We start from the raw sequence: 20,344 nt of genomic DNA, 5'->3' as shown, positions 1-20,344 counted from the left end.
ATGTGCCATCCATTGAGAAATCTTAGTAAATCATCTTAGAATATACAACTACGTTAGTGAGTTTATTAACTCAGTTGTCAATTATCCGTAATCAGCTATTATCGACCTTAATATTGATGTAAGAATCTAGCCAGCTTGACGGTAAATGCACTAAATCTTTAGGCTCATCGATATCGTGCAAAGGATCAAATAGTGCAAGTGTCCAACCTAGTGCCGCCATGCGCTGCTTGGTCACAGTGGCCACGCTAGCCGTACTCCAAACAATGTCCGAAAACAGGCTTGCATCAACTCGCTTAAACCCTAACAGCACATAACCACCATCAGTCGCTGGAATCATGACCGCATCGTGTTGATTTAGCTGCTGTACCGCTGTCTGAATACGCGCTGTCGTGAGACTAGGACAGTCCGTACCAATTAACACAACCTTGTCAAAACGTTGCAATGCGCACTGACTGGCTATCAACATACGCAATCCTAAATCACCCTCGGCCTGCGCAGACCAACGCAACGAGTCAGGCAAATCAAGCGCTTGCCAGCATGGGCCTGTTGGTGCTGGACTCACACATAGCTCGACAGCAAAGCCCGTATCAACGGCCTGCTCAATACTATGCAGTAATAGCTGCCTTGCCATACGTGCAGCACCATCTATCCCTAGCGCTGGCTGCAAACGGGTCTTCGCCTTATTAGGCGCTGGATATTTTGCAAACAGAATGATGCAGGTATCTTGCTGTCTTGCAGATAAATCAGCTGTCACTATAACGGTCTCTCAATTGGTCAAATGTACAAGGACGAACTCTTTCTTATCTTGTCTATCATGTTGATAAATCAAATAACTTCACTAATTATAGTACCGTTGCTTTAAGACATCAGGCGATACGCCACGCCAATAATCAAAGCGCAAATGCCACATCAAGAAAATCGTCCGCCATGTACCATGTTGCTGCCAACGCCGCGCTGAGGTCGTGACTTTACTCTTTAGACAAGCTGGTTGAGAATTTTTCTTTAGCCGTTTACAGAGCTCAACATCTTCCATCAGTGGCTGATCGGCATAGCCACCAATCTGCTCAAACAAAGACTTTTTGATAAATATTGCTTGATCGCCAGTGGCTATACCCATTAATTGCGAGCGCTGGTTTATCATTAATCCGACGATTTTTAACAATGGCTCACGGCTGTCTAAACGCACATCAAAACGGCCCCAATCGTACTGAGCTATTGCTTGTTGAACGTTGTCTATCGCGTCAGTAGGCAGCTCGGTATCAGCGTGTAAAAATAGTAGTACATCACCTGTTGCCAACATAGCGCCCGCATTCATCTGCTGAGCACGTCCTACGGTAGATTCGATAATATGCCAATCAATAATTGATTGAGCAATCTCTGTACTTTTGAGCATCTCTTTGGCGACAGTAACTGAACCATCCACTGAACCACCATCGACCAATATCACTTGCTGCGGAGCCGGATCGAGACGGACAATATGAGCCATAAGTTCAGGCAAGCTGTCCGCTTCATTTAATAATGGAACAATAATTGATAGGTTCAATGGATGCACCGTTATGTTAATCAGCGAGTAAGATTAAAAACTGGCTTATTTTTTATTCAAATTCCAGTTGTAATCGGTATAGCTGATTTTTATCTTACCTTGTTTGAGATCCACTGTCTGAGCTTTACTCAATCCTAGTGACGAGCTATAACGACCTAGAAACCCTGCTAAATCTTTTGTGCCGCGCCAGTTAGTTGCAAAATCTTCTTTATACCATTTAAAAATCGGTGACACTTTGAGCGTATCGCCTTTGAGACTGTTGCGGCTACTGTCTGCTAAAAACTTAGACGTTGCCTGCTCTAACTGACTGTCTAGACGCTTGCCAGTAAAGGCATCATCTTGCAGTGCAGGGCAACCGATACTGGCACAATTGACTGCAAAGTGAATGCGCGGATCGTTGTAGCGTTTAGAACCACGAATCAGGTTGTGCTCGATATCATCAAGTGAGCGCGTCTTACCAAGTACCGAAACAAACTCTTGCTTCCATGGTGACCCAAACAGTCCGCCAATATCTTTGATAGATTTAACGTTTGGATATTTCGTCAATACCAAATCTACCGTACCAGCGTTATAAACGTTGATTAAAAATGCCAACTGCTCATTTTTACTCCAACGATTGAACTCTGATTGAGATACCTTGCTTGTCGCTTCCAGATAGCTTGTCAGCTTACTTTGATCTGCCTTCATGCCAGCATAATTGACCACTGAAGCTTTGCCACCGTTGGTCATAGTTACATGCTTATTTAACAAGCTATCCCAACTTTGATGATTAAAGTCAGCATGAGCGGCCACGCTTGCTAATAAAATAGTCGTGGCAATCACTGGTTGGGCGAACAACGTTTTCGCTGAAAAATTAAATACCGACATAAGGCTTACTCCGTTTACACTGATTGTTTTTTATCTATGTTTTTTATCTATGCCTTAGTACTTATATTGAACGTACTTATATTAGAACGACTAAGGCGTGTCTACTAACGCTGGTTCTACTGCCTCTTCTTCTAACGCGCCGCCACAGCTACTGCCCTGTCCTGCTGTACAGCCATAGCAGTGGTCAGCAATGGCAATGTCATCACCAGACGGGTTTTGCGTTAACAAATCACTTAGGTGTCGCCGTGACTTGTTGGGGACAGGTATCTCTAACTGCTGATTGAAATCACAATCAAACAGCTTACCCAACCAATTGACGCTAATGGTCGAACGGCACATAACTTCGGCTAAATTGGCAGCCATATAATTAGCTTTGAGTAAATCCATATACGGGTGGAACTGGTTTTTTGCCAACAGCACCGCCCCAAAACGCTGAATCGGCATATTGGTTAGGGCAAATAGATGATTAAACTCAATATCAAAGTGTGCTTTTAACTCACGCTTATAGTCGGCTTCAAGCTGCTGTTGATTGGGTGGCAGCGTCGCGCCTTGCGGATTGAAGACCAAGTTTAATGTTAAATTTGAATCAGGCTTGCCGTACCCCAACTGATTGAGTTTTTGCAACCCCAATATACTGTCGTCAAACGCACCTTTACCGCGCTGTTTATCCACATTTTCTAATGAATAACAAGGCAAAGATGCCACCACTTCAACTTGGTTATCTGCTAGAAAATGCGCCATATCCTCATAACCTTCTTCCATAAGAATGGTCAGGTTACAGCGGTCTATCACTTTGACACCTAATGCCCGAGCGGCCTTGACCAAATACTTAAAATCCTCATGCATTTCAGGTGCACCGCCCGTCAAATCAAGCGTATCGATGTTTTGTGCTTGTAATACCTCTGGTATCAGCTCAACCAACTCACGTGACATCATCTCGGTACGATAAGGGCTTGCAGCCACATGACAGTGCACACAGGACATATTGCATAAGTAGCCCATATTGACTTGCAATATCGTCAATTGACGTCGTTTTATCGCTGGAAAATCAGTATGCTCAAGTAGCTCGATAGTTGATTTCATGGTGGTCTAAAATCCTGTTAGCAGTACAACTAAAAAAGGATAGCAACGTGACATTAAAGATTAGAAAACACAGATAGCGCATTGCTTTTACTGTTTATTTTTAAGATTTACAACGTAAAACCCACTTGCTCATTTTACGGTTTATCTAATCAATCATACCTGATTATCAATAAGGAGTGACAACTAATCATATGGATTTTATGGTTTATTCCAAATGAGCATTAACCTTCGTTAGTTCTTATCAGCTTCGTCAATTCTTATCAACTTCGATAAAACGCTTATCGATATACTTCTTGAGATGCCATACCCAGCGGCCTTGTAGGTTTACATTACCCCAACTACCAATGGCGTATTTATCACCGCAAGACAGTAGATATAGCGTGCGTGATTTTGGCTGATAACTCTTCATTACACTATCTTTCAAATAGGCCAGTAAATTATCGGCTTCGACAGCACCGCCATGCACTGAGTGAACCCCCGAGTGCGCCACGTATTTATCGACTCGTGTCGCCACATCACCAACCGCAAACACATTAGGATGAGAGACGCTCTGTTGCTTATCGTTTACCGCGACAAACCCATCACCTTCGATTTCCAAATCCGTAGAAGCCGTCCATGCCGAGCCTATGACGCCAGTCGCAGCGATGACAGCATTTATGAGCAATGATTTATGCGTAGTTGATAATTTGCCATCACGATAATCGGTCGCTCGTTCTCGAACTATCGTAATGTCATGACGATGTAATTGCTTAATAACCCGTTGTCGAAAGCCTGAGTTAAACCCTGACAATAGATTCTCACCGCATACTAATGTCACCTGATGATTACGATTGATGTTCCGTAGCGTGACTTGGGCTGCCATCACCAACTCTATGGCCGCAGCACCTGCCCCAATAATAGCCAATTGATACTTTTCAGACTGCTGAGCGGCTTTTAGAGTCCGCTGCCATTGCGTGATAAATGTTGACAACGGTCGTATGGCAATCACGTTAGTATTAGCAGCGCCAGTATTGTTATCGTCATTATCGCTTCTGTACTCGTTGTAGCTATTGTGGTCAGGTAGCCAACGCATGTCTGTATCTGCGCCCGTATTTAGAGACAAGACATCGTAGTCAAAATCCGTTTGTTCATCGCCAGTCGTAACCACCTTATTTGACGCTGCGTTTACTTGTACAAGCGATTGCTGAATAAAGCGCACACCTGCTCGCACACAAAGCGATTTGATATCGATACTGATATCATGCAACTGATAATGCCCTGCCATCCAACCCGGTAACATGCCAGAATATATCGTTTGCGGTTGCTCACTAATTAAGTGAATGTCCGCATCTATAGTATCGGCATCTTTTAAACGCGCTGCGCTAAGTCGGCGTAACATGCCAATGTGAGCATGACCTGCGCCTGCCAATAGTAATGTCTTTTTCGGTAAAAATTTCGTCATAGATGATTTTATCAAGGCGGTTGGTTGCTGTTAGTGTTTGATCGAATGTTGATTGATATAAATGACTTTAAAAACTCATTTAAAAGTATCATATAAATAAGACCAGTCTGTTGCGGGCAAACAGTAAGAGCGTAAATGGCTTATATGTGGCTTATACGGATTCAGCGATAGTCACTGCGCTAACCATTATTAGTAGAATGATATTTTGTATAACTGAATTAAAATCATAAAATAAGATGAAATTATTTATCATCGCCCAGTACAATAGGACATTATAAGAGCCGCATGATAAATTGCGCTGCTTGACCCATTATTTGAGAAACATCGTCAAAACCGTTAATGAAAATTATAAGTAATCAAGGAACATTACATGAGTACCAATATCGATACCAGTAACGATCACATTTTGTCTTCTGACAATATTCACTACTTGCATCATGACTTTTTTGAGCCAAGTAGCAAAGACGTCGAGATTAGCGCGACTTTACTGATTGTGCATGGCATGGCAGAGCACAGCGGGCGCTATAGCGATTTTGCACAGTTTTTGGCAGATAATGGTATCGCTGTGGCGACTTATGACCATTTGGGTCATGGACAGACTATCAAGACTGAGGCCGATCTTGGGTTTTTTGGTGAAGAGCATCCGGTACAGTCGTTACTAAAAGACGTGATTGTGATGGCCGATAGCCTAAAAGATCGTCATCCAGACGTCCCGCATTTTGTGATGGGTCACTCGATGGGCTCATTTATCGTGCGCAATGTACTCAAGCATCATGCGCATAATTTCACAGGCGCCATCCTAATGGGTTCCGCAGACGCCAACCCACTGGCCAAGGTGTTATTACCTATTAACAAGCTACTGGCCAGAGTCGCCCCACGACAACCGAATACAGTTTTTGCCAAGGTAATGAACAAAGTCCTTAACAGCCAACTACCTGATCGCAATTCGTCCTCACAGTTTGCGTGGCTCAGTGAAAATACCGCAAACATTGAAGCCTATGAAGCCGATCCTAAGACTGGTTTTGACTTTACCAATAATGGCTTTATGACATTGTTTACGCTCATGGATACTGGACTAAATAAAAATTGGGCTACTACTATTGCCAAAAACTTCCCGATGCTGTTTATTAGCGGTGAAGATGATCCGATTGGCGAAATGGGTCGCGGTATACGTAGGGTTGTCACGCGTCTGGACAAGCGTCATTTCAGTCATGTCGATATTCAGCTGTATCCTAATATGCGCCATGAAGTGCTGCACGAAAAGGATAAACAGACCGTCTATCAAGATATTTTAGAGTGGATAGAGACCAATACGACAGACGATTAAATCATGATAAATGAGTTGTTTTAAGGGAGTACCTGAGAACAACTCATTTAATATTGTCATAATAAGACCCTCAACGTGTTTGCTAAAAGCGGTCAAATTAGGGACAATACGGCAAGCAAGTTTTTAGACCAAGCCATACCTTGAATTTTCTTTAGGCTGGGTCATATAAATCTTTAACCATAACATTAAGATCACCCTCCCTTTCATTCATTTTAGGAACCTTTATGTCATTACAACAAACCATCGAGCAAGCATTTGAAAATCGCAATGAATACAGCCCAGCCAATATGCCACAAGACGTGCGTGATGCTATCAATCAAGTACTTGAGCAACTAGATAACGGTAGCCTGCGCGTAGCAGAAAAGAAAGATGGCGGATGGGTTGTCAATCAGTGGGCCAAAAAAGCCGTATTATTGTCTTTCCGTCTAAACGACAACTATGTCCAAGCTGCTGGCGAACACGTACAGTTCTATGACAAAGTACCGACTAAATTTGCTAACTGGACCGAAGCACAGTTTAAAGAAGCAGGCGTACGCGTTGTACCACCAGCTGTCGCTCGTAGAGGTTCATTCATCGCAGCAGGCGCAGTATTGATGCCGTCATACGTCAACATAGGTGCCTATGTCGATCAAGGCGCAATGGTTGATACATGGGCGACTGTTGGTTCATGTGCTCAAATCGGTAAAAACGTGCATCTGTCAGGCGGCGTTGGCATCGGCGGCGTATTAGAGCCATTGCAAGCAAACCCTACTATCATCGAAGACAACTGCTTCATCGGTGCACGCTCTGAAATCGTTGAAGGTGTTATCGTTGAAGAAGGCGCTGTCATCTCTATGGGTGTCTACATCGGTCAATCGACGCGCATCTATGATCGTGAAACTGGCGAGATTCATCGTGGTCGTGTACCAGCAGGTTCTGTTGTTGTACCAGGTAGCTTACCGTCAGAAGATGGTACTCACAGCTTGTACGCCGCTATCATCGTGAAAAAAGTTGATGCGCAAACTCGTGCAAAAACATCAGTAAACGAGCTATTACGCCTAGCCTAAATATTTGGCAAGTACCGTTGTCTATTGAATAATATTGTTTTATATGAAGATGCTGGAGGATGACTCCAGCATCTTTTTTGCAGCTTAATATAACGCGTTACGTTATAATCCTCTTTTAGTTTGTCTTTATACAAACACAAAATCATTCGTACCATCCCCTGCCTTTTTATTACGATTGATAAGCGCTTCATCGCCTTATCGACCTTTAACTGTATTTGAAATATTATGAGTGAATCATCATTACGCACCGCCGCTATCCCTGTCACTGACCCCGAAGCAGGGTTACGTCTGACTGAGATTTTTTATTCCCTACAAGGTGAGGCAATCACTTCAGGCTTGCCGACGATATTTGTACGTCTAACGGGCTGTCCGCTGCGCTGCGTCTATTGTGATACCGAATATGCTTTTACTGGTGGCGAACGTCAATCATTAGAAACCATCATAGAAACCATCAAAGGTTATCCGTGCAAGCGTATCTGTCTGACTGGTGGTGAGCCGTTAGCACAGCCAAATGCCATTGAATTGATGAAACGTTTGCTGAGCGATGGGTATGAGATATCCCTTGAGACCGCAGGCGCGCTCACGGTAGAAAACGTGCCAGCAGCAGTCAGCAAGGTAATGGATCTCAAAACACCAAGCTCAGGTGAAGTCGATAAGAATCTATGGTCAAACCTCGACTATCTCACTCAGCATGACCAAATCAAGTTTGTCATTATGAATCGTACAGATTACGACTGGGCAAAAGCTAAATTGACCGAGTATAAGCTAAACGAATTGGTCGGTACGGTATGGTTCTCTCCGATGTTTAATGTCGCAAATGATGTCGATGAACAGCTTAGCCCTGAAGTACCTGTATTAGCGCGTGAGCTGGCAGAATGGATGTTGGCTGATGCCTTGCCAGTTCGTTTTCAGCTACAATTGCATAAGATCATTTGGGCAGATGCCAAAGGCAAGTAACTATCCGCAAGTAACAAACAGAAAGTGTGAATACGTAGAGTGCCATGGATAAGGTAGCGGTATGATCAAACTCATTTTATTGGGCTTGCTAGCAGGTGCGTTTTTTAGCTCGACATTTATCTTAAATGAGCTTATGAGTAGCGCAGGTGGACATTGGTTTTGGTCAGCGAGTCTACGCTATGTCTTTATGCTATTGATTATTACCACCGTTGTTACTATGCAACATGGCTTTGGTCGTATTAAAGCGCTAATGAATATTTTTCTACAGCATTGGGGCTTTTGGTGCATTACTGGCAGCATTGGGTTTGGACTGTTTTACACCGGTATTTGCTATGCCGCAGATCATGTTGCGGGATGGGTGGTAGCGGCTACCTTTATGTTTACCGTCGTCGCTAGTTTGCTTGTGCTATCGGCATTTGGTCAACGTTTTGACAAAAAATTCATCGTATATGCTGTCATTGTCTTTATCGGTGTAGCACTCGTCAATATCAGTGAAGGTCTGCACGCTGCTGCTATAACTGACGCTGTTCCTCCAATGTCTGACATGCTGATCTACGGTGCGCTACCCGCTCTTATCGCTGCTTTTAGTTACCCAATTGGTAACCAGCTGGTTTGGCAGGCTTCTCATAATGCCCGCGCGCGCAATACTGAACTACAAAAAACGGCGGAACTAAGTGCTCAACAAGCTAGCATCAGTATTGGTATTGATATTAACGAGCAGAGTGAGCCGCTCATATCTGAAGCTTATGATTTGCCAGCTACGACATGTGATGCTACCGACCTCGATAGCGTACTTCAAAGTGACAACACTGCGGCAACCTCATCCCTACAAAATCTAATTGCTCGTATTCCTTCTATCGAAACCACGCTACTGCAAAATGCCTTTAACAAAGTGTGGCTAATGACTCTTGGGTGTTTGCCATTTTGGCTGTTTTTGGGCATTATAGTGCGCCCTGACCAGCCCCACCCCTCACAAATAATCAATACGTTGCTCGTTGCTCTATTGGCAGGCGTGGCAGCGACCACTATATTTTTGTATGCGCGCGAGCAAGCTGTTACCTCAAGCGAGGTTGCAGGCGTCGACTCAACCCAAGCCAGTGAAGTTATTTTTGCTTTGATTGGGAGTATATTATTATTAGGTAATGCCATACCTTCGGCGATGGGACTGGTCGGTATAGGGCTGATTATTGTAGGGCTGATATTATTTGCAAAAGATGGCTAAATGGCACAATAACGCTATGCCTATTTCTTCAAACTTAAGCATTGAATAGCCACCTAAAAAACACCTATCACTTTGATGATCTCGATTTGGCACTATAACCATGGGTAATGCTTTGATTTTTCCTGATATTCTATTATATTTATTGGACATGGTTGGCATTATTGCCTGCGCGATTGCAGGGACTTTGCTTGCGCAGCATAAAGGCTTTGATATTGCTGGGTGTATTCTGGTAGCAATGGTCAATGCCATCGGCGGTGGGACATTACGTGATATGGCTCTCGACCGTCATCCTCTATTTTGGATGACTGATCTTAATTACGTGATCGTTATCACGGTGACCTCCCTTATCTTACAAATATTCTTTCACCTTTATCATAAGATTGATAATGCGTTGAAGCTCTTTGATGCCATCGGGTTGGCCGCTTTTAGTGTCATTGGTTTTAAGGTGGCTTTAACCTTAGATATGTCTCCCCTGATTGCTATTATGATGGGTGTCTGGACTGCCATTATCGGTGGTTTGTTACGTGATATCATTTGTAATGAGATTCCGCTGGTACTACAGCGTGAGATTTATATTACTGCCAGTATCGCAGGGTCTGTGACTTATTTATGCTTACAGTATTTTGGGGTGGGCGCCAGTCTCAACGAATTTATTATGCTGTTTGTCATCTTTGCAGTACGTATGCTCGCGCTCAGATTCGACTGGCATCTGCCTTCTATTCGGCTCGTGGACTGATTGATTGAGCAAGACTCTACGTAGATAGCCTTTGTTTGACTGACAATAATTAAAAATAGTGAGAACTGCCCATGTTGGCTATCGTATTGGACCCTACCGTACTGATCACTACTTTTGACCCGCGCTCTTTGATATATTTCTTTGATATGATTGGCATCATCGCCTGTAGCGTCTCAGGCACAATACTTGCCAAGCACAAAAACTTCGATGTCTTCGGCTGTCTACTCGTGTCTATTGTCACTGCTATCGGCGGCGGTACGGTACGTGATGTCATTCTTGATCGCCATCCGTTATTTTGGATGGTAGATATGAGCTATCTGACCCTTATTACGATTTCATCACTAGCGATGCAGATATTTTTTCATCCAAATTCAAGACGAGTGGATAAGTTTCTCAAACTTTCTGACACCATTGGTCTGTCAGCATTTACGCTGATCGGTATCAAAGTTGCTGATAGTATGGGCGCCAATGTACCTGTAGCGCTATTATTAGGTGTGATTACCATCGTGGTTGGTGGCATCATTCGCGATATGATTTGCAATGAGATTCCATTGGTACTGCAGCAAGAGATTTATATTACGGCAGCGTTGACAGGTGGTGTGCTGTATTTTGCTCTAAAGAACTTAGGCGTGACAGATTGGGTAGCTGACATCTCTACGATGAGTACGATTTTTACTTTGCGGATGCTGGCTATTCGTTACGATTGGCAGTTCCCTACACTAGAGTGGAAATACTGATACTAGGGCGTGTCTTCATTTCAAAAATACGAACGCGCCCATATTTGAGCGCGTTTAGTATTATCGGTTTGACATTGTCGCTTTAGCCGTGCTCTACCACAGCCAAATCTTTGACCATCAGCTGTAAGCTTTGTTTGCCATTCCATTCATTGATGTCTAGCTGAAATAATAAATGGACTTGCTTAGCACGGTAATCCCACGCCTCATTATCGAAGTTAAAGCAAATGGCCTCTATCGGATATTGAACGTCTGGATAGCGTAGTGATAACTTAAGATGTTTGTCTTTTAAAATCTTGAAACTCAATACCTCAAACACACCGTCAAATATTGGCGGTGCAAACCCATGACCCCAGATACTGGCATCGGCTAAATGCTCGGCAAACCATAAGCTAAAATCGCTCGCTTGCAAAGGTCCATCGGTGAATTTTTGCTCTGCAAATACCTCATCATCCATCTGAGCCATCACTTCATTAAAAGCTGTAACAAATGCCTCAAAGTTACGGCGCTTGAGAGTCAGGCCTGCTGCCATCGCATGCCCGCCGAAATGACTGATTAAGTCTGGATGACGCTCAGCAACTTGTTCAATCGCATCACGAATATGTACGCCAGCGATAGAACGTGCAGAGCCTTTAATGGCACTATCTTCATCTGTTTGTTCAGTGTCTGCTGGTGCAAAGACGATACTGGGTAAATAATGGCTTTCTTTTAGGCGACCAGCGACAATGCCGATGACCCCTTGATGCCAGTCATCTTGGTATAGAATAATACTATGCGCACCTGAATTGCTAGCCTTAGCAGTAGAGACAGCTTGAGTAATTATGCCATCGTTGCTGGCATTATCATCGCTATCACCACTCACACTCTCATCGCTATTATTTTCAGTGGCCAATGCTTGTACGATACTATCAGCTTGCGCACGCATCTCGCCCTCTACATGACGACGCGTACGGTTCAGCTGCTCAAGCTCTTGTGCCAAACGTTGTGCGGTACTCCAGTCTTCAGTCAATAAGCACTCGATACCAATTCGCATATTATCCATACGCCCAGCAGCATTGATACGTGGGCCTAATACAAAACCAAAATCCTGTGCATGAAGCTGCTTGGGATCACGGCCCGCTTGCTCAAGCAATGCCAATATCCCCATACAGCAGCGGCCTTGACGAATAGCTGATAATCCATGATGTACCAAGATACGGTTGTTTTTATCCAGTACCCCAACATCTGCAATCGTCCCAAGTGCGACCAAATCCAAATATTGGCTTACCTGTACCGTAGACTTGCCAGCTTCGCGGCGCAGCTTTGCTAATCGTCCGAGCACATAAAATGCTACCCCGACTCCAACCAGTGCCTTACTAGCAAAGTCACAACCTAGCTGATTGGGATTTACTACTGCTTCCGCAGGTGGCGTCTCTTTGGTCGTGAGATGATGGTCTGTGATAATCACCGTAATACCATCAGCTTGGGCACGCGCCACCCCTTCATGACTTGAGATACCATTATCAACCGTCACTATCATATCTGGCTGAAAAGTCTCAATACCTAACTCGACAATCTCTGGCGTCAGGCCATAACCGTACTTAAAACGATCTGGTACTAGGAAATCAACGACCGCACCCATCTTTGTGAGCGCGCGAATCATTAGTGCCGTACTGGTGGCACCATCACAGTCAAAGTCACCAACGATCAAGATACGCTGACGCTCATCAATGGCCATATCTAATAAGCGCACGGCTTCTGTGACACCGTGCAGGGCCTCAGCAGGCAATAGACCTGACAGGCTAGTCTCCAGCTCATCAGGCGCAGTGATACCTCGCCCTGCATACAGACGGGCAAGCGTGAATGATTGAGCGGCAAATGGTTGCAGCGCGGCGGGCAACTCGTCGATGCGAGTGCTGGTATAACGGGGGGTTAAATTTAGCATGAGGGTATTCTACTGGCTTTAGTAGAGGCTCACAATGACAATTTATACTACCTTTGTATATCATTAGGCATTGTGCAACTTGATGAATAATGTGCATACATTAATGATAATTGATACCGCCATTTTTATAGCTCATGTAAATCACCTTCGTTTAATTACTTACAAAAAAGGTGCACAGTGTGAGTAATTTCATTCATTTTGCTACAAAGCAATGATTGTAAGCCACGCATAAATCCATAAAATAGTAAGCAACTGAAGGATTTGTTATCTATTGAACTTTTTATCATTTATATTTTAATTATTTATAAGGACACTTTATGAAAACCACGCCACTTGCTGAAAAACTTCCAAATACTATCGATCCCAACCTAGACCTTGATAAAGTTAAAAAAGAATGTCAGGGAATGGTAAAAAGACGCGCTAGAGTTTCTGCTGGTGTAGCGGTTGTGCCAGTACCATTTTTCGATGTGGCAGTTGACGCAGGCATGTTAACGCAGTTGATTCCAGAGATTAGTGAGCGTTTTGGTCTCATTGAAGACCGTCAATCAGCCATTAACTTGGAATCACGCGAAGTGCATTGGAGCGCAGTAAAAGACCGTACTGTAGATTTCGCTGGTCTAATGGCAACACGTGGCATCGTCAAAAAAACCATCCAAGGTTTCGGTGGTCGTATCGCTGCCAAACAAGTGACCAAGTTCATCCCACTTGGCGGTCAATTGGTTGCTGCAACCATGGGCTATACCATTTTTAAGAAAATCGCCAATGACCATATCAACGAATGCTATAAGTTAGCAAAAGATATTCAGCAAAAAGAACACGGCAAAAACGTGTAAATAAGCTGAATAGCCTAGTCTATATCAAGCCAGTTAAGTGATTACTTAGCTGGCTTTTTTGTGGTTAATACATATAGGGTATAGAGTTTTAAAATAACATGCGCCTGTGGTTAATGATGTCATTGCTAGGTTTTACTGATAATATACAGCTTTATTTATGACAGACACCTTAAAGGACTAACTTATGAAAAAAATCTTAGCTTCAACGATGATGTTAGCGACTTTTGCTTTGGCAGGATGTACCACAACAGGTGCGACAAACAGTGGTACAGGTACAGCAATCGGTACCGCAAACGAGATCGGCATGAATGTTTTTAGAGCTGCGATCGACAACCAATGCCGTAGCCAAATTGAAAAACAAAACGCGTGGCGTGTTGCAAGCGTCGCCATGACAGAAGCACAGCAAGAATCTGTTAAAACCAATGTTTGTGGCTGTGTCAGTGAGCAAGCACCGCAGCAAGTGACGATTGTTGAGTTGGGCAATGCCGCGATTGACTCTCAGTACCGTACTCAGTTGGTCGCACAAGTCGTCGCCAAATCTCTACAGAGCTGCTATACAAGCTTTGTTCAATAGAACAATCAAATTATTCATTAGAATAAAAAATAATAAAAAGGGTGCGTTATACCTAACGCACCCTTTTTATTGCTAATAGATTGGTTCAATTAATTAGCCTAAAATTTATTTGTGTCAGCTGGTTGAGACGTTATGGAAGCCGTAAAAGGCAATGATTGGCTACGACGGAAATACTTCGAGGTGCTATCAATAATTTTATCTACTTCCTTAATTAAATCATTAATCACATCATCATAGATACCATGATATAGCTCTTTTTCAAATGCTGTAAATGGGTGCTTGCGAGACGCTGAACCCACCTCAGTGACACCGTCTTTACTATAAAAAATATCTACGCGACCATCACTATTCAACACACAATTTAATAGTCCACCTTCAATCTCCATCTCTACGCGTTCTGGCATAAAAATATAGTCATCTACATTGATAAGCTTTTTCTCTACTTCTCGTTTAAAAAATGATTTGATATCGAACATAGGTACATCCCTAACTTTATAATTATAAGATACGTGAGCATGCCGAGCACTGTGACTGTTACCCAGTATTCATTTGCGTGATTAATGGGTCATGCTGTACTCAGTTATCGTATAAGATAGTGCTAGATTATTTAAGGTGCGATATGTAAAACTGCGTTTGATGTTGGTAAAAATCATATTTTAGTATGAAATCATTATACTGCGTCAAAATACAGTTAACGTTTAGAACTTTTATTTCTATTATCTTTTACAATAATATCTAGCTTGGGAGGTGGTATCTCTAGGTTTGGCTTAGAACTTATCGGTTTATTATCAGACATTTATATATTCCTTACAAAGATTCTAGGATCATTCCAAATACTGCAAACGATAGTATAGCTATAAAATATGTGAAGCCTTTTTGAAGGTACTTATGCCCATCACTAATGTATTTAGATTTTTTATCATTAACTATTTTATATTGAATTATAGATTCATTGTATCCTAGATATAAATGATAATATAAAGAATTTATATGCTCGTTGTCATCATTGAAAATACCAAGTAGGTTGTTATCTAAAGGCATTTTAGGAACTTCTGTTAATTTAAAAGTTTCACTCAGGCTTTTCCATGCTCTTAAAAAAAATGCTACATCAACAATCATCATAGGTATTACTAGTACTGACAGTACACACCACGGCTTAGTTACGCTTAAAACCCAGTTCAAAGTAGGTATGTATAATAATGAAATAACAGACAAAGCTGTTAATAGCTTAAAACTTTTATCTTCTAAGTCTTTAAACCTTTGTACCTCCTCGTCATATAGCTGATGAGAATAGTCATATAGAAGACGATACTTATTGTTCCTTAGCTCATCTTCAGGTGAAAATTTTAAATATGGAAATAGAGGTTTAAGAAATGCTCTGCCAAGATTCTCAACTGTTTTCATCAGCTAACCTTATGAATTTGTACAATTCATTTTACTTTAAAAAATATCAATGTCTTAGTTATATTTGACTGAACCAAAACTTTTAATTCTGACTATATTTACTGCTCTTGGCTAATAGTTACTATTAGATTTACCCTATAACTCATTCCAACAAAAAAGGAAGCTGCCAATAAGCAACTTCCCTTTTTTATTATCGAACTGCATTGACTTAGTTAAACCCAACCTTTTTCACGAAATGATTTGAGTACCTCTACAAATACTGCCATCTCATCAGGTCTGCCAAGTGTTAAGCGATTAAATCCAGTGATAGGTGCAAACTCGCGCCCGACCGCAATATCATGCTCACTCATTCTATCGATATAGGTTTGCACATCGCCTTGTATCTCATGAAATATAAAGCTTGCCTGTGATGGCAAATAGCGTAAGCCAAGCTCATCTAATGTTTGCTCAACCAGCTGACGCGATTGATTGGCCGTACGTAAGCTCAATGCTAGAAACGCTTCATCATCGAGAGTCGCTAATGCAGCTACGGCACCTGCCAAGTTAGTATTATCAATCGAGATGAATGCTTCTAATCTAGCAATCATTTGCGCGCTAGCAACTGCATAGCCGACACGCATGCCAGCAAGTGCACATAGTTTTGAGAAAGTACGCACCACAACGATATTTTCAGAGTACTCCTCTCGTATCCATGCAACACCACTCTCAAAACTTGGATCAGTCACATACTCTGAATAAGCTTCATCTAATAAAAAGTAATGGTTACTTGGTGCACGCCCTACCCATTCTTTGAGCTTTACTGTGTCAGTAATAGTCGACGTTGGGTTGTTTGGATTGCACAGATAAAACAAGCTAATACCGTCAAAGTCATCAGCCACTTTTTGCATACCTTGCAAGTCAAAGGCGTAGTTTTCAGTCATCAGCGGTACTTTTATCACAGGTACGTCGATAGATGTCGCATATAACTCAGCATAGGCAAAGGTTGGATGTGGCACGATAACTTGGAATTTTTTGCCTGCTACTAATGCTTGATTTTGTAGCATTTGGACGACAGTACGAATATTTTCACTAGAGCCACTGCCCAGTGAGATTTGACTCTCTGTCACACCGTTTATCTTAGCGACTTTAGTAATCAGCGCCGCACGTTGGTCATCGGGATAACGAAAGCCGATGTCTAAAGAGTCGATAACCGCTTGTTTGGCCGCATCTGACATGCCGAGTGAATTTTCGTTAGAGTTTAATTCTATTAAGTTGTTGGTAAGCACAGTGAATAATACGCCTAGATTATGTCCATTCCAAAAATTCAGTCTATGTTGATAATTTGATCTATGACAACAACAAGCCTAGCCTACCAAGAACATTACACGTACTTGGTAGGCTAGCTTGTGACTTAAATTTTTGAAATATTATATGGATGGTGAGGTTTATGCGGATATGGTAAGTGGCAATGCGGTGTATTACAAGTATTCTGTACGTTCCGATATTGAATAAACCATAAAAAGGTGAGGTACTCAAAAAGCACCTCACCTTCGCTATTTTTTAGCCTCTTTTTAGCTTCAATATTCGACCCACGCTATCAGATTAAATGTGCTTTTAACTCTAGTACTTTATCACGCGTTTTTGCTGCTTCTTCAAACTTCAAATCACGCGACATTTGCTGCATTTGCTTCTCTAATCGTTTGATTTCTTTAGCAAGCAAATCAGGACTACGCAAAATATTGATATCCACATCTGGCAGGTTACTCTTAACTGGGATAGCTTGGTTGTCATTGGCATCCAAGCTTTCACCCGTATCAATCTTGTCCGTGATACTACGACGAGCACCTTTTGGCGTAATGTTATGCTCAAGGTTAAAGGCAATCTGCTTATCACGGCGACGATCCGTCTCATCTATCGCCTTTTGCATACTTGGCGTAATGCGATCGGCATAGAGAATGGCTTTACCATTCAAGTGACGGGCGGCACGACCAATCGTCTGAATAAGCGAACGCTCTGAACGTAAGAAGCCCTCTTTATCAGCATCAAATATCGCTACCAGTGATACCTCAGGCATATCCAAGCCTTCGCGTAATAAGTTGATACCGACCAACACATCATGCACGCCAGTACGGAGCTCATGGATAATCTGCATACGCTCAACAGTATCGATGTCCGAATGTAGATAAGCGACCTTTACATCATACTCTTTGAGGTAACTGGTCAGATCTTCCGACATGCGCTTGGTCAAAGTGGTAATCAGTACACGCTCGTCCTTTTCACGGCGTTTGGTAATCTCTGATAGCACATCATCGACTTGCGTCAATACAGGACGTATCTCAATCTCAGGATCAATCAGACCCGTCGGACGGACGACCTGCTCTACGACTTGCTCGCTATGTTCAAGCTCATATAACGCTGGCGTAGCACTGACATAAATGGTTTTGGGCTTGATACGCTCCCACTCTTCAAATTTCATCGGGCGGTTGTTCATCGCGCTTGGTAGACGGAAACCATAATTAACCAAGTTTTCTTTGCGTGATCTATCGCCTTTATACATCGCGCCAATCTGCGAAACCGTCACATGTGATTCATCAAGGAATAGCAAGGCATCTTCTGGAATATAATCAAACAGCGTCGGCGGCGCTTCTCCTGATGGGCGACCAGAGAGATGCTGCGAGTAGTTTTCGATACCGTTACAGTAACCAAGCTGCTGAATCATCTCCAAATCATATTGAGTACGCTCTTTGAGACGCTGTGCTTCAATCAACTTATTGTTATCACGGAAGTACTCTAAACGCGGCTCTAACTCAGCACGAATAGTATGGCTGGCAGCTTCTAACTTATTACGCGGCGTCACATAGTGCGACTTTGGATAAATGGTAATACGTGGCACGCTGCGTACCGTCTTACCTGTTAAGGGATCAAACCACGTAATCTTCTCGACTTCGTTATCGAATAAATGCACACGTACGGCTAGCTGCTCAGACTCAGCAGGATAGATATCTAACAGCTCTCCACGCAAGCGATACGTACCACGGCCAAAATCTAGCTCGTTACGTGTGTACTGCATCTCGACCAAACGCTTGATGGTCGCCGTACGGTCGATGTTATCGCCTACGACGACATGCAGTAGCATTTTTAGATAGCTCTCTGGATCACCCAAGCCGTAGATACAAGATACCGAAGCGACGATAATCGCATCACGACGCTCTAACAAGGCACGCGTGGCTGACAGGCGCATCTGATCAATATGATCGTTAATGGCACTATCTTTTTCGATAAAGGTATCACTAGCAGCGACATACGCTTCTGGCTGATAATAATCATAATAGCTGACGAAATATTCGACCGCGTTATTGGGGAAAAACGATTTGAACTCACCATATAGCTGAGCCGCTAACGTTTTATTATGCGCCATAATAATAGTCGGACGCTGAGTTTCAGCGATGACCTTCGCCATGGTATAGGTCTTACCAGAACCAGTCACACCTAGTAGCAACTGCTCGTCCATGTCCGAATTGATACCGTTAACTAGCTTTTTGATGGCTTGCGGCTGGTCGCCTGCTGGTTCAAAGTCAGTAACCATCTCAAAGGCACGACTTGATATTTGCGTCCCCGACGCATTAACACCACTAATTTCAGCTTCGCCTTGGAGCTGAGTGGCCAATTGATTTAACTGACGCGATGAGCGCGGTTCAGGCATTCGCATAATGGCTTTCTTCTTCTTAAGGTTTATAACAATATGGGGTCTGAGCAGCGGTTTTTAAAGGAGAATAAGGAGTCTCATCCTATAGTCGAAACGCTCTCTCGCTGCCCAAAACATAAGTATATAAATGTACTATTTATTAAAAGTTAAGGCTTAATAGTAGCGGATAAAACTGACATCGTTATAAAAAACGCACACAGTATTCGATAAATTTACAAAGCTTTTCACGGTTAACAAACTCGTTACACGACCACTCAACAAAGCCTAACACTCAAGGGTTTCAACACTGATTTAAGCTGCTATTATCGTTCTTGAATTAACAAGTTGATGACTTCTAAGTATTAGTGATCAATATTAATGAATTGATAGCTGTACAGCAATTCATTAGTTTTAACTTGATTGTCATCGAATAGAAGACCAATAAAAATACATTGAACTTTCATTCAATATAATAATTTTAAATAAATGACGGAGTAAAATATGAGAGAACGTTACGCAAGTGGTATTTCAGACGAAACTGCGAAAAAAATGATTGATTTGCTAAACGCTAATCTAGCAAATGTTATCGATTTAACCTTAGATGGCAAACAGTGCCATTGGAATCTACAAGGCACTGGCTTTATCGGTGTGCATCAATTACTAGATGAGACATCAGATCGTATCCTCGAAGTATCAGATACTATCGCAGAGCGCATTGTAATCCTAGGTGGTCAACCAAACGGTTTGGCAAGTCGCGTAGTCAAAGAGTCTATTCTAGATGACTACCCAACTGACATTACTGAAGTAGATCAGCATGTTCGTGAGTTAACCAGCCGCTATAAGAAAGTTGCAGAGACATTGCGCGAAGCGATTGCTACTGCTGGTGATGCAGGTGATGAAGACACCGCTGACTTATTTACAGAAGCTAGCCGTATCGTTGATAAAGATGCATGGTTCATCGGCGCAAACGCACCAAAGAAATAATAGCA

Annotated in this window: 19 protein-coding genes; 9 read left to right on the top strand and 10 right to left on the bottom strand. The window is 42.6% G+C overall.

Translation table 11 applies throughout. The features are described 5' to 3' along the window. Positions 1-91 precede the first annotated feature (91 nt). The 5 genes from ABFV72_RS09745 to ABFV72_RS09725 all read right to left on the bottom strand — a co-directional run bounded on the left by ABFV72_RS09745 (position 92) and on the right by ABFV72_RS09725 (position 4,934). On the bottom strand, positions 92-754 hold the full coding sequence (locus ABFV72_RS09745) for a TIGR04282 family arsenosugar biosynthesis glycosyltransferase (protein ID WP_347163432.1): 663 nt from the start codon (positions 752-754) through the stop codon (positions 92-94). Between the two features lie 84 nt (positions 755-838). Then, entirely contained in the window at positions 839-1,552 is a 714-nt protein-coding gene (locus ABFV72_RS09740; protein ID WP_347163431.1) for a TIGR04283 family arsenosugar biosynthesis glycosyltransferase, read from the bottom strand. A 36-nt stretch (positions 1,553-1,588) separates the two neighbouring features. Then, on the bottom strand, positions 1,589-2,410 hold the full coding sequence (locus tag ABFV72_RS09735; RefSeq protein ID WP_347163430.1) for a DUF547 domain-containing protein: 822 nt from the start codon (positions 2,408-2,410) through the stop codon (positions 1,589-1,591). A gap of 90 nt (positions 2,411-2,500) precedes the next feature. Continuing rightward, on the bottom strand, positions 2,501-3,493 hold the full coding sequence (gene arsS / locus ABFV72_RS09730) for an arsenosugar biosynthesis radical SAM (seleno)protein ArsS (protein WP_347163429.1): 993 nt from the start codon (positions 3,491-3,493) through the stop codon (positions 2,501-2,503). A 250-nt stretch (positions 3,494-3,743) separates the two neighbouring features. Next, entirely contained in the window at positions 3,744-4,934 is a 1,191-nt protein-coding gene (locus ABFV72_RS09725; RefSeq protein WP_347163427.1) for an FAD-dependent oxidoreductase, read from the bottom strand. 370 nt (positions 4,935-5,304) lie between these two features. On the opposite strand from ABFV72_RS09725, the gene ABFV72_RS09720 reads away from it, so the two are divergent. The 6 genes from ABFV72_RS09720 to ABFV72_RS09695 all read left to right on the top strand — a co-directional run bounded on the left by ABFV72_RS09720 (position 5,305) and on the right by ABFV72_RS09695 (position 10,959). Continuing rightward, positions 5,305-6,261 carry an alpha/beta fold hydrolase gene (locus ABFV72_RS09720; protein ID WP_057760879.1) on the top strand — a complete coding sequence of 319 codons (957 nt, stop codon included), beginning with the start codon at positions 5,305-5,307 and terminating at the stop codon, positions 6,259-6,261. Positions 6,262-6,485: 224 nt separating this feature from the next. Further along, complete coding sequence (gene dapD / locus ABFV72_RS09715; RefSeq protein WP_347163425.1) at positions 6,486-7,307, top strand: 2,3,4,5-tetrahydropyridine-2,6-dicarboxylate N-succinyltransferase; 822 nt, start codon at positions 6,486-6,488, stop codon at positions 7,305-7,307. Between the two features lie 225 nt (positions 7,308-7,532). Beyond that, positions 7,533-8,264, top strand: coding sequence for a 7-carboxy-7-deazaguanine synthase QueE (gene queE / locus ABFV72_RS09710; protein WP_101206419.1), 732 nt, complete (start codon positions 7,533-7,535; stop codon positions 8,262-8,264). Positions 8,265-8,325: 61 nt separating this feature from the next. After that, positions 8,326-9,486 carry a multidrug resistance efflux transporter family protein gene (locus ABFV72_RS09705; protein ID WP_347163424.1) on the top strand — a complete coding sequence of 387 codons (1,161 nt, stop codon included), beginning with the start codon at positions 8,326-8,328 and terminating at the stop codon, positions 9,484-9,486. Positions 9,487-9,586: 100 nt separating this feature from the next. Continuing rightward, on the top strand, positions 9,587-10,222 hold the full coding sequence (locus ABFV72_RS09700; protein ID WP_201549133.1) for a trimeric intracellular cation channel family protein: 636 nt from the start codon (positions 9,587-9,589) through the stop codon (positions 10,220-10,222). A 71-nt stretch (positions 10,223-10,293) separates the two neighbouring features. Further along, a complete protein-coding gene (locus tag ABFV72_RS09695; protein ID WP_057760888.1) occupies positions 10,294-10,959 on the top strand; it encodes a trimeric intracellular cation channel family protein in 666 nt (221 codons plus the stop codon). A gap of 82 nt (positions 10,960-11,041) precedes the next feature. Here the strand turns inward: ABFV72_RS09695 and recJ are convergent, their stop codons facing one another. After that, the gene (gene recJ / locus ABFV72_RS09690; protein WP_347163422.1) at positions 11,042-12,880 is read right to left on the bottom strand and encodes a single-stranded-DNA-specific exonuclease RecJ; all 1,839 of its coding nucleotides are present in this window, start codon (positions 12,878-12,880) and stop codon (positions 11,042-11,044) included. 317 nt (positions 12,881-13,197) lie between these two features. Between recJ and ABFV72_RS09685 the strand changes: the two genes are divergently transcribed. Together ABFV72_RS09685 and ABFV72_RS09680 are read left to right on the top strand one after the other, a co-directional pair. Continuing rightward, on the top strand, positions 13,198-13,713 hold the full coding sequence (locus ABFV72_RS09685; protein WP_057760892.1) for a hypothetical protein: 516 nt from the start codon (positions 13,198-13,200) through the stop codon (positions 13,711-13,713). Positions 13,714-13,897: 184 nt separating this feature from the next. Beyond that, positions 13,898-14,287 carry a hypothetical protein gene (locus ABFV72_RS09680; protein WP_347163420.1) on the top strand — a complete coding sequence of 130 codons (390 nt, stop codon included), beginning with the start codon at positions 13,898-13,900 and terminating at the stop codon, positions 14,285-14,287. A gap of 98 nt (positions 14,288-14,385) precedes the next feature. On the opposite strand, the gene ABFV72_RS09675 is transcribed toward ABFV72_RS09680, so the two are convergent. The 4 genes from ABFV72_RS09675 to uvrB form a co-directional block, all read right to left on the bottom strand. Continuing rightward, positions 14,386-14,763: a hypothetical protein gene (locus ABFV72_RS09675; protein ID WP_165597842.1), complete on the bottom strand. Its 378-nt coding sequence runs from the start codon at positions 14,761-14,763 to the stop codon at positions 14,386-14,388. Positions 14,764-15,094: 331 nt separating this feature from the next. Beyond that, the gene (locus tag ABFV72_RS09670) at positions 15,095-15,691 is read right to left on the bottom strand and encodes a hypothetical protein (protein ID WP_347163418.1); all 597 of its coding nucleotides are present in this window, start codon (positions 15,689-15,691) and stop codon (positions 15,095-15,097) included. A gap of 212 nt (positions 15,692-15,903) precedes the next feature. After that, a complete protein-coding gene (locus ABFV72_RS09665) occupies positions 15,904-16,956 on the bottom strand; it encodes a pyridoxal phosphate-dependent aminotransferase (RefSeq protein ID WP_347163417.1) in 1,053 nt (350 codons plus the stop codon). A 311-nt stretch (positions 16,957-17,267) separates the two neighbouring features. Next, complete coding sequence (uvrB, locus tag ABFV72_RS09660) at positions 17,268-19,379, bottom strand: excinuclease ABC subunit UvrB (RefSeq protein ID WP_101206411.1); 2,112 nt, start codon at positions 19,377-19,379, stop codon at positions 17,268-17,270. Positions 19,380-19,856: 477 nt separating this feature from the next. Between uvrB and dps the strand changes: the two genes are divergently transcribed. Next, the gene (gene dps / locus ABFV72_RS09655) at positions 19,857-20,339 is read left to right on the top strand and encodes a DNA starvation/stationary phase protection protein Dps (protein ID WP_057760902.1); all 483 of its coding nucleotides are present in this window, start codon (positions 19,857-19,859) and stop codon (positions 20,337-20,339) included. Positions 20,340-20,344 lie beyond the last annotated feature (5 nt).

The sequence above is a fragment of the Psychrobacter proteolyticus genome (assembly GCF_039762275.1).
GTDB classification, from domain to species: domain Bacteria; phylum Pseudomonadota; class Gammaproteobacteria; order Pseudomonadales; family Moraxellaceae; genus Psychrobacter; species Psychrobacter proteolyticus_C.
The sequence above is the reverse complement of the archived record's forward strand: the minus strand, read 5'-3'. Positions and strand labels throughout refer to the sequence as shown.

What these genes read in the sequence shown, in the direction of transcription:
- ABFV72_RS09735 (WP_347163430.1), bottom strand. Translation starts at nt 2,410, where the DNA reads ATGTCGGTATTTAATTTTTCAGCGAAAACGTTGTTCGCCCAACCAGTG.
- arsS (WP_347163429.1), bottom strand. Translation starts at nt 3,493, where the DNA reads ATGAAATCAACTATCGAGCTACTTGAGCATACTGATTTTCCAGCGATA.
- ABFV72_RS09725 (WP_347163427.1), bottom strand. Translation starts at nt 4,934, where the DNA reads ATGACGAAATTTTTACCGAAAAAGACATTACTATTGGCAGGCGCAGGT.
- ABFV72_RS09720 (WP_057760879.1), top strand. Translation starts at nt 5,305, where the DNA reads ATGAGTACCAATATCGATACCAGTAACGATCACATTTTGTCTTCTGAC.
- dapD (WP_347163425.1), top strand. Translation starts at nt 6,486, where the DNA reads ATGTCATTACAACAAACCATCGAGCAAGCATTTGAAAATCGCAATGAA.
- queE (WP_101206419.1), top strand. Translation starts at nt 7,533, where the DNA reads ATGAGTGAATCATCATTACGCACCGCCGCTATCCCTGTCACTGACCCC.
- ABFV72_RS09705 (WP_347163424.1), top strand. Translation starts at nt 8,326, where the DNA reads ATGATCAAACTCATTTTATTGGGCTTGCTAGCAGGTGCGTTTTTTAGC.
- ABFV72_RS09700 (WP_201549133.1), top strand. Translation starts at nt 9,587, where the DNA reads ATGGGTAATGCTTTGATTTTTCCTGATATTCTATTATATTTATTGGAC.
- ABFV72_RS09695 (WP_057760888.1), top strand. Translation starts at nt 10,294, where the DNA reads ATGTTGGCTATCGTATTGGACCCTACCGTACTGATCACTACTTTTGAC.
- recJ (WP_347163422.1), bottom strand. Translation starts at nt 12,880, where the DNA reads ATGCTAAATTTAACCCCCCGTTATACCAGCACTCGCATCGACGAGTTG.
- ABFV72_RS09685 (WP_057760892.1), top strand. Translation starts at nt 13,198, where the DNA reads ATGAAAACCACGCCACTTGCTGAAAAACTTCCAAATACTATCGATCCC.
- ABFV72_RS09680 (WP_347163420.1), top strand. Translation starts at nt 13,898, where the DNA reads ATGAAAAAAATCTTAGCTTCAACGATGATGTTAGCGACTTTTGCTTTG.
- ABFV72_RS09675 (WP_165597842.1), bottom strand. Translation starts at nt 14,763, where the DNA reads ATGTTCGATATCAAATCATTTTTTAAACGAGAAGTAGAGAAAAAGCTT.
- ABFV72_RS09670 (WP_347163418.1), bottom strand. Translation starts at nt 15,691, where the DNA reads ATGAAAACAGTTGAGAATCTTGGCAGAGCATTTCTTAAACCTCTATTT.
- uvrB (WP_101206411.1), bottom strand. Translation starts at nt 19,379, where the DNA reads ATGCGAATGCCTGAACCGCGCTCATCGCGTCAGTTAAATCAATTGGCC.
- dps (WP_057760902.1), top strand. Translation starts at nt 19,857, where the DNA reads ATGAGAGAACGTTACGCAAGTGGTATTTCAGACGAAACTGCGAAAAAA.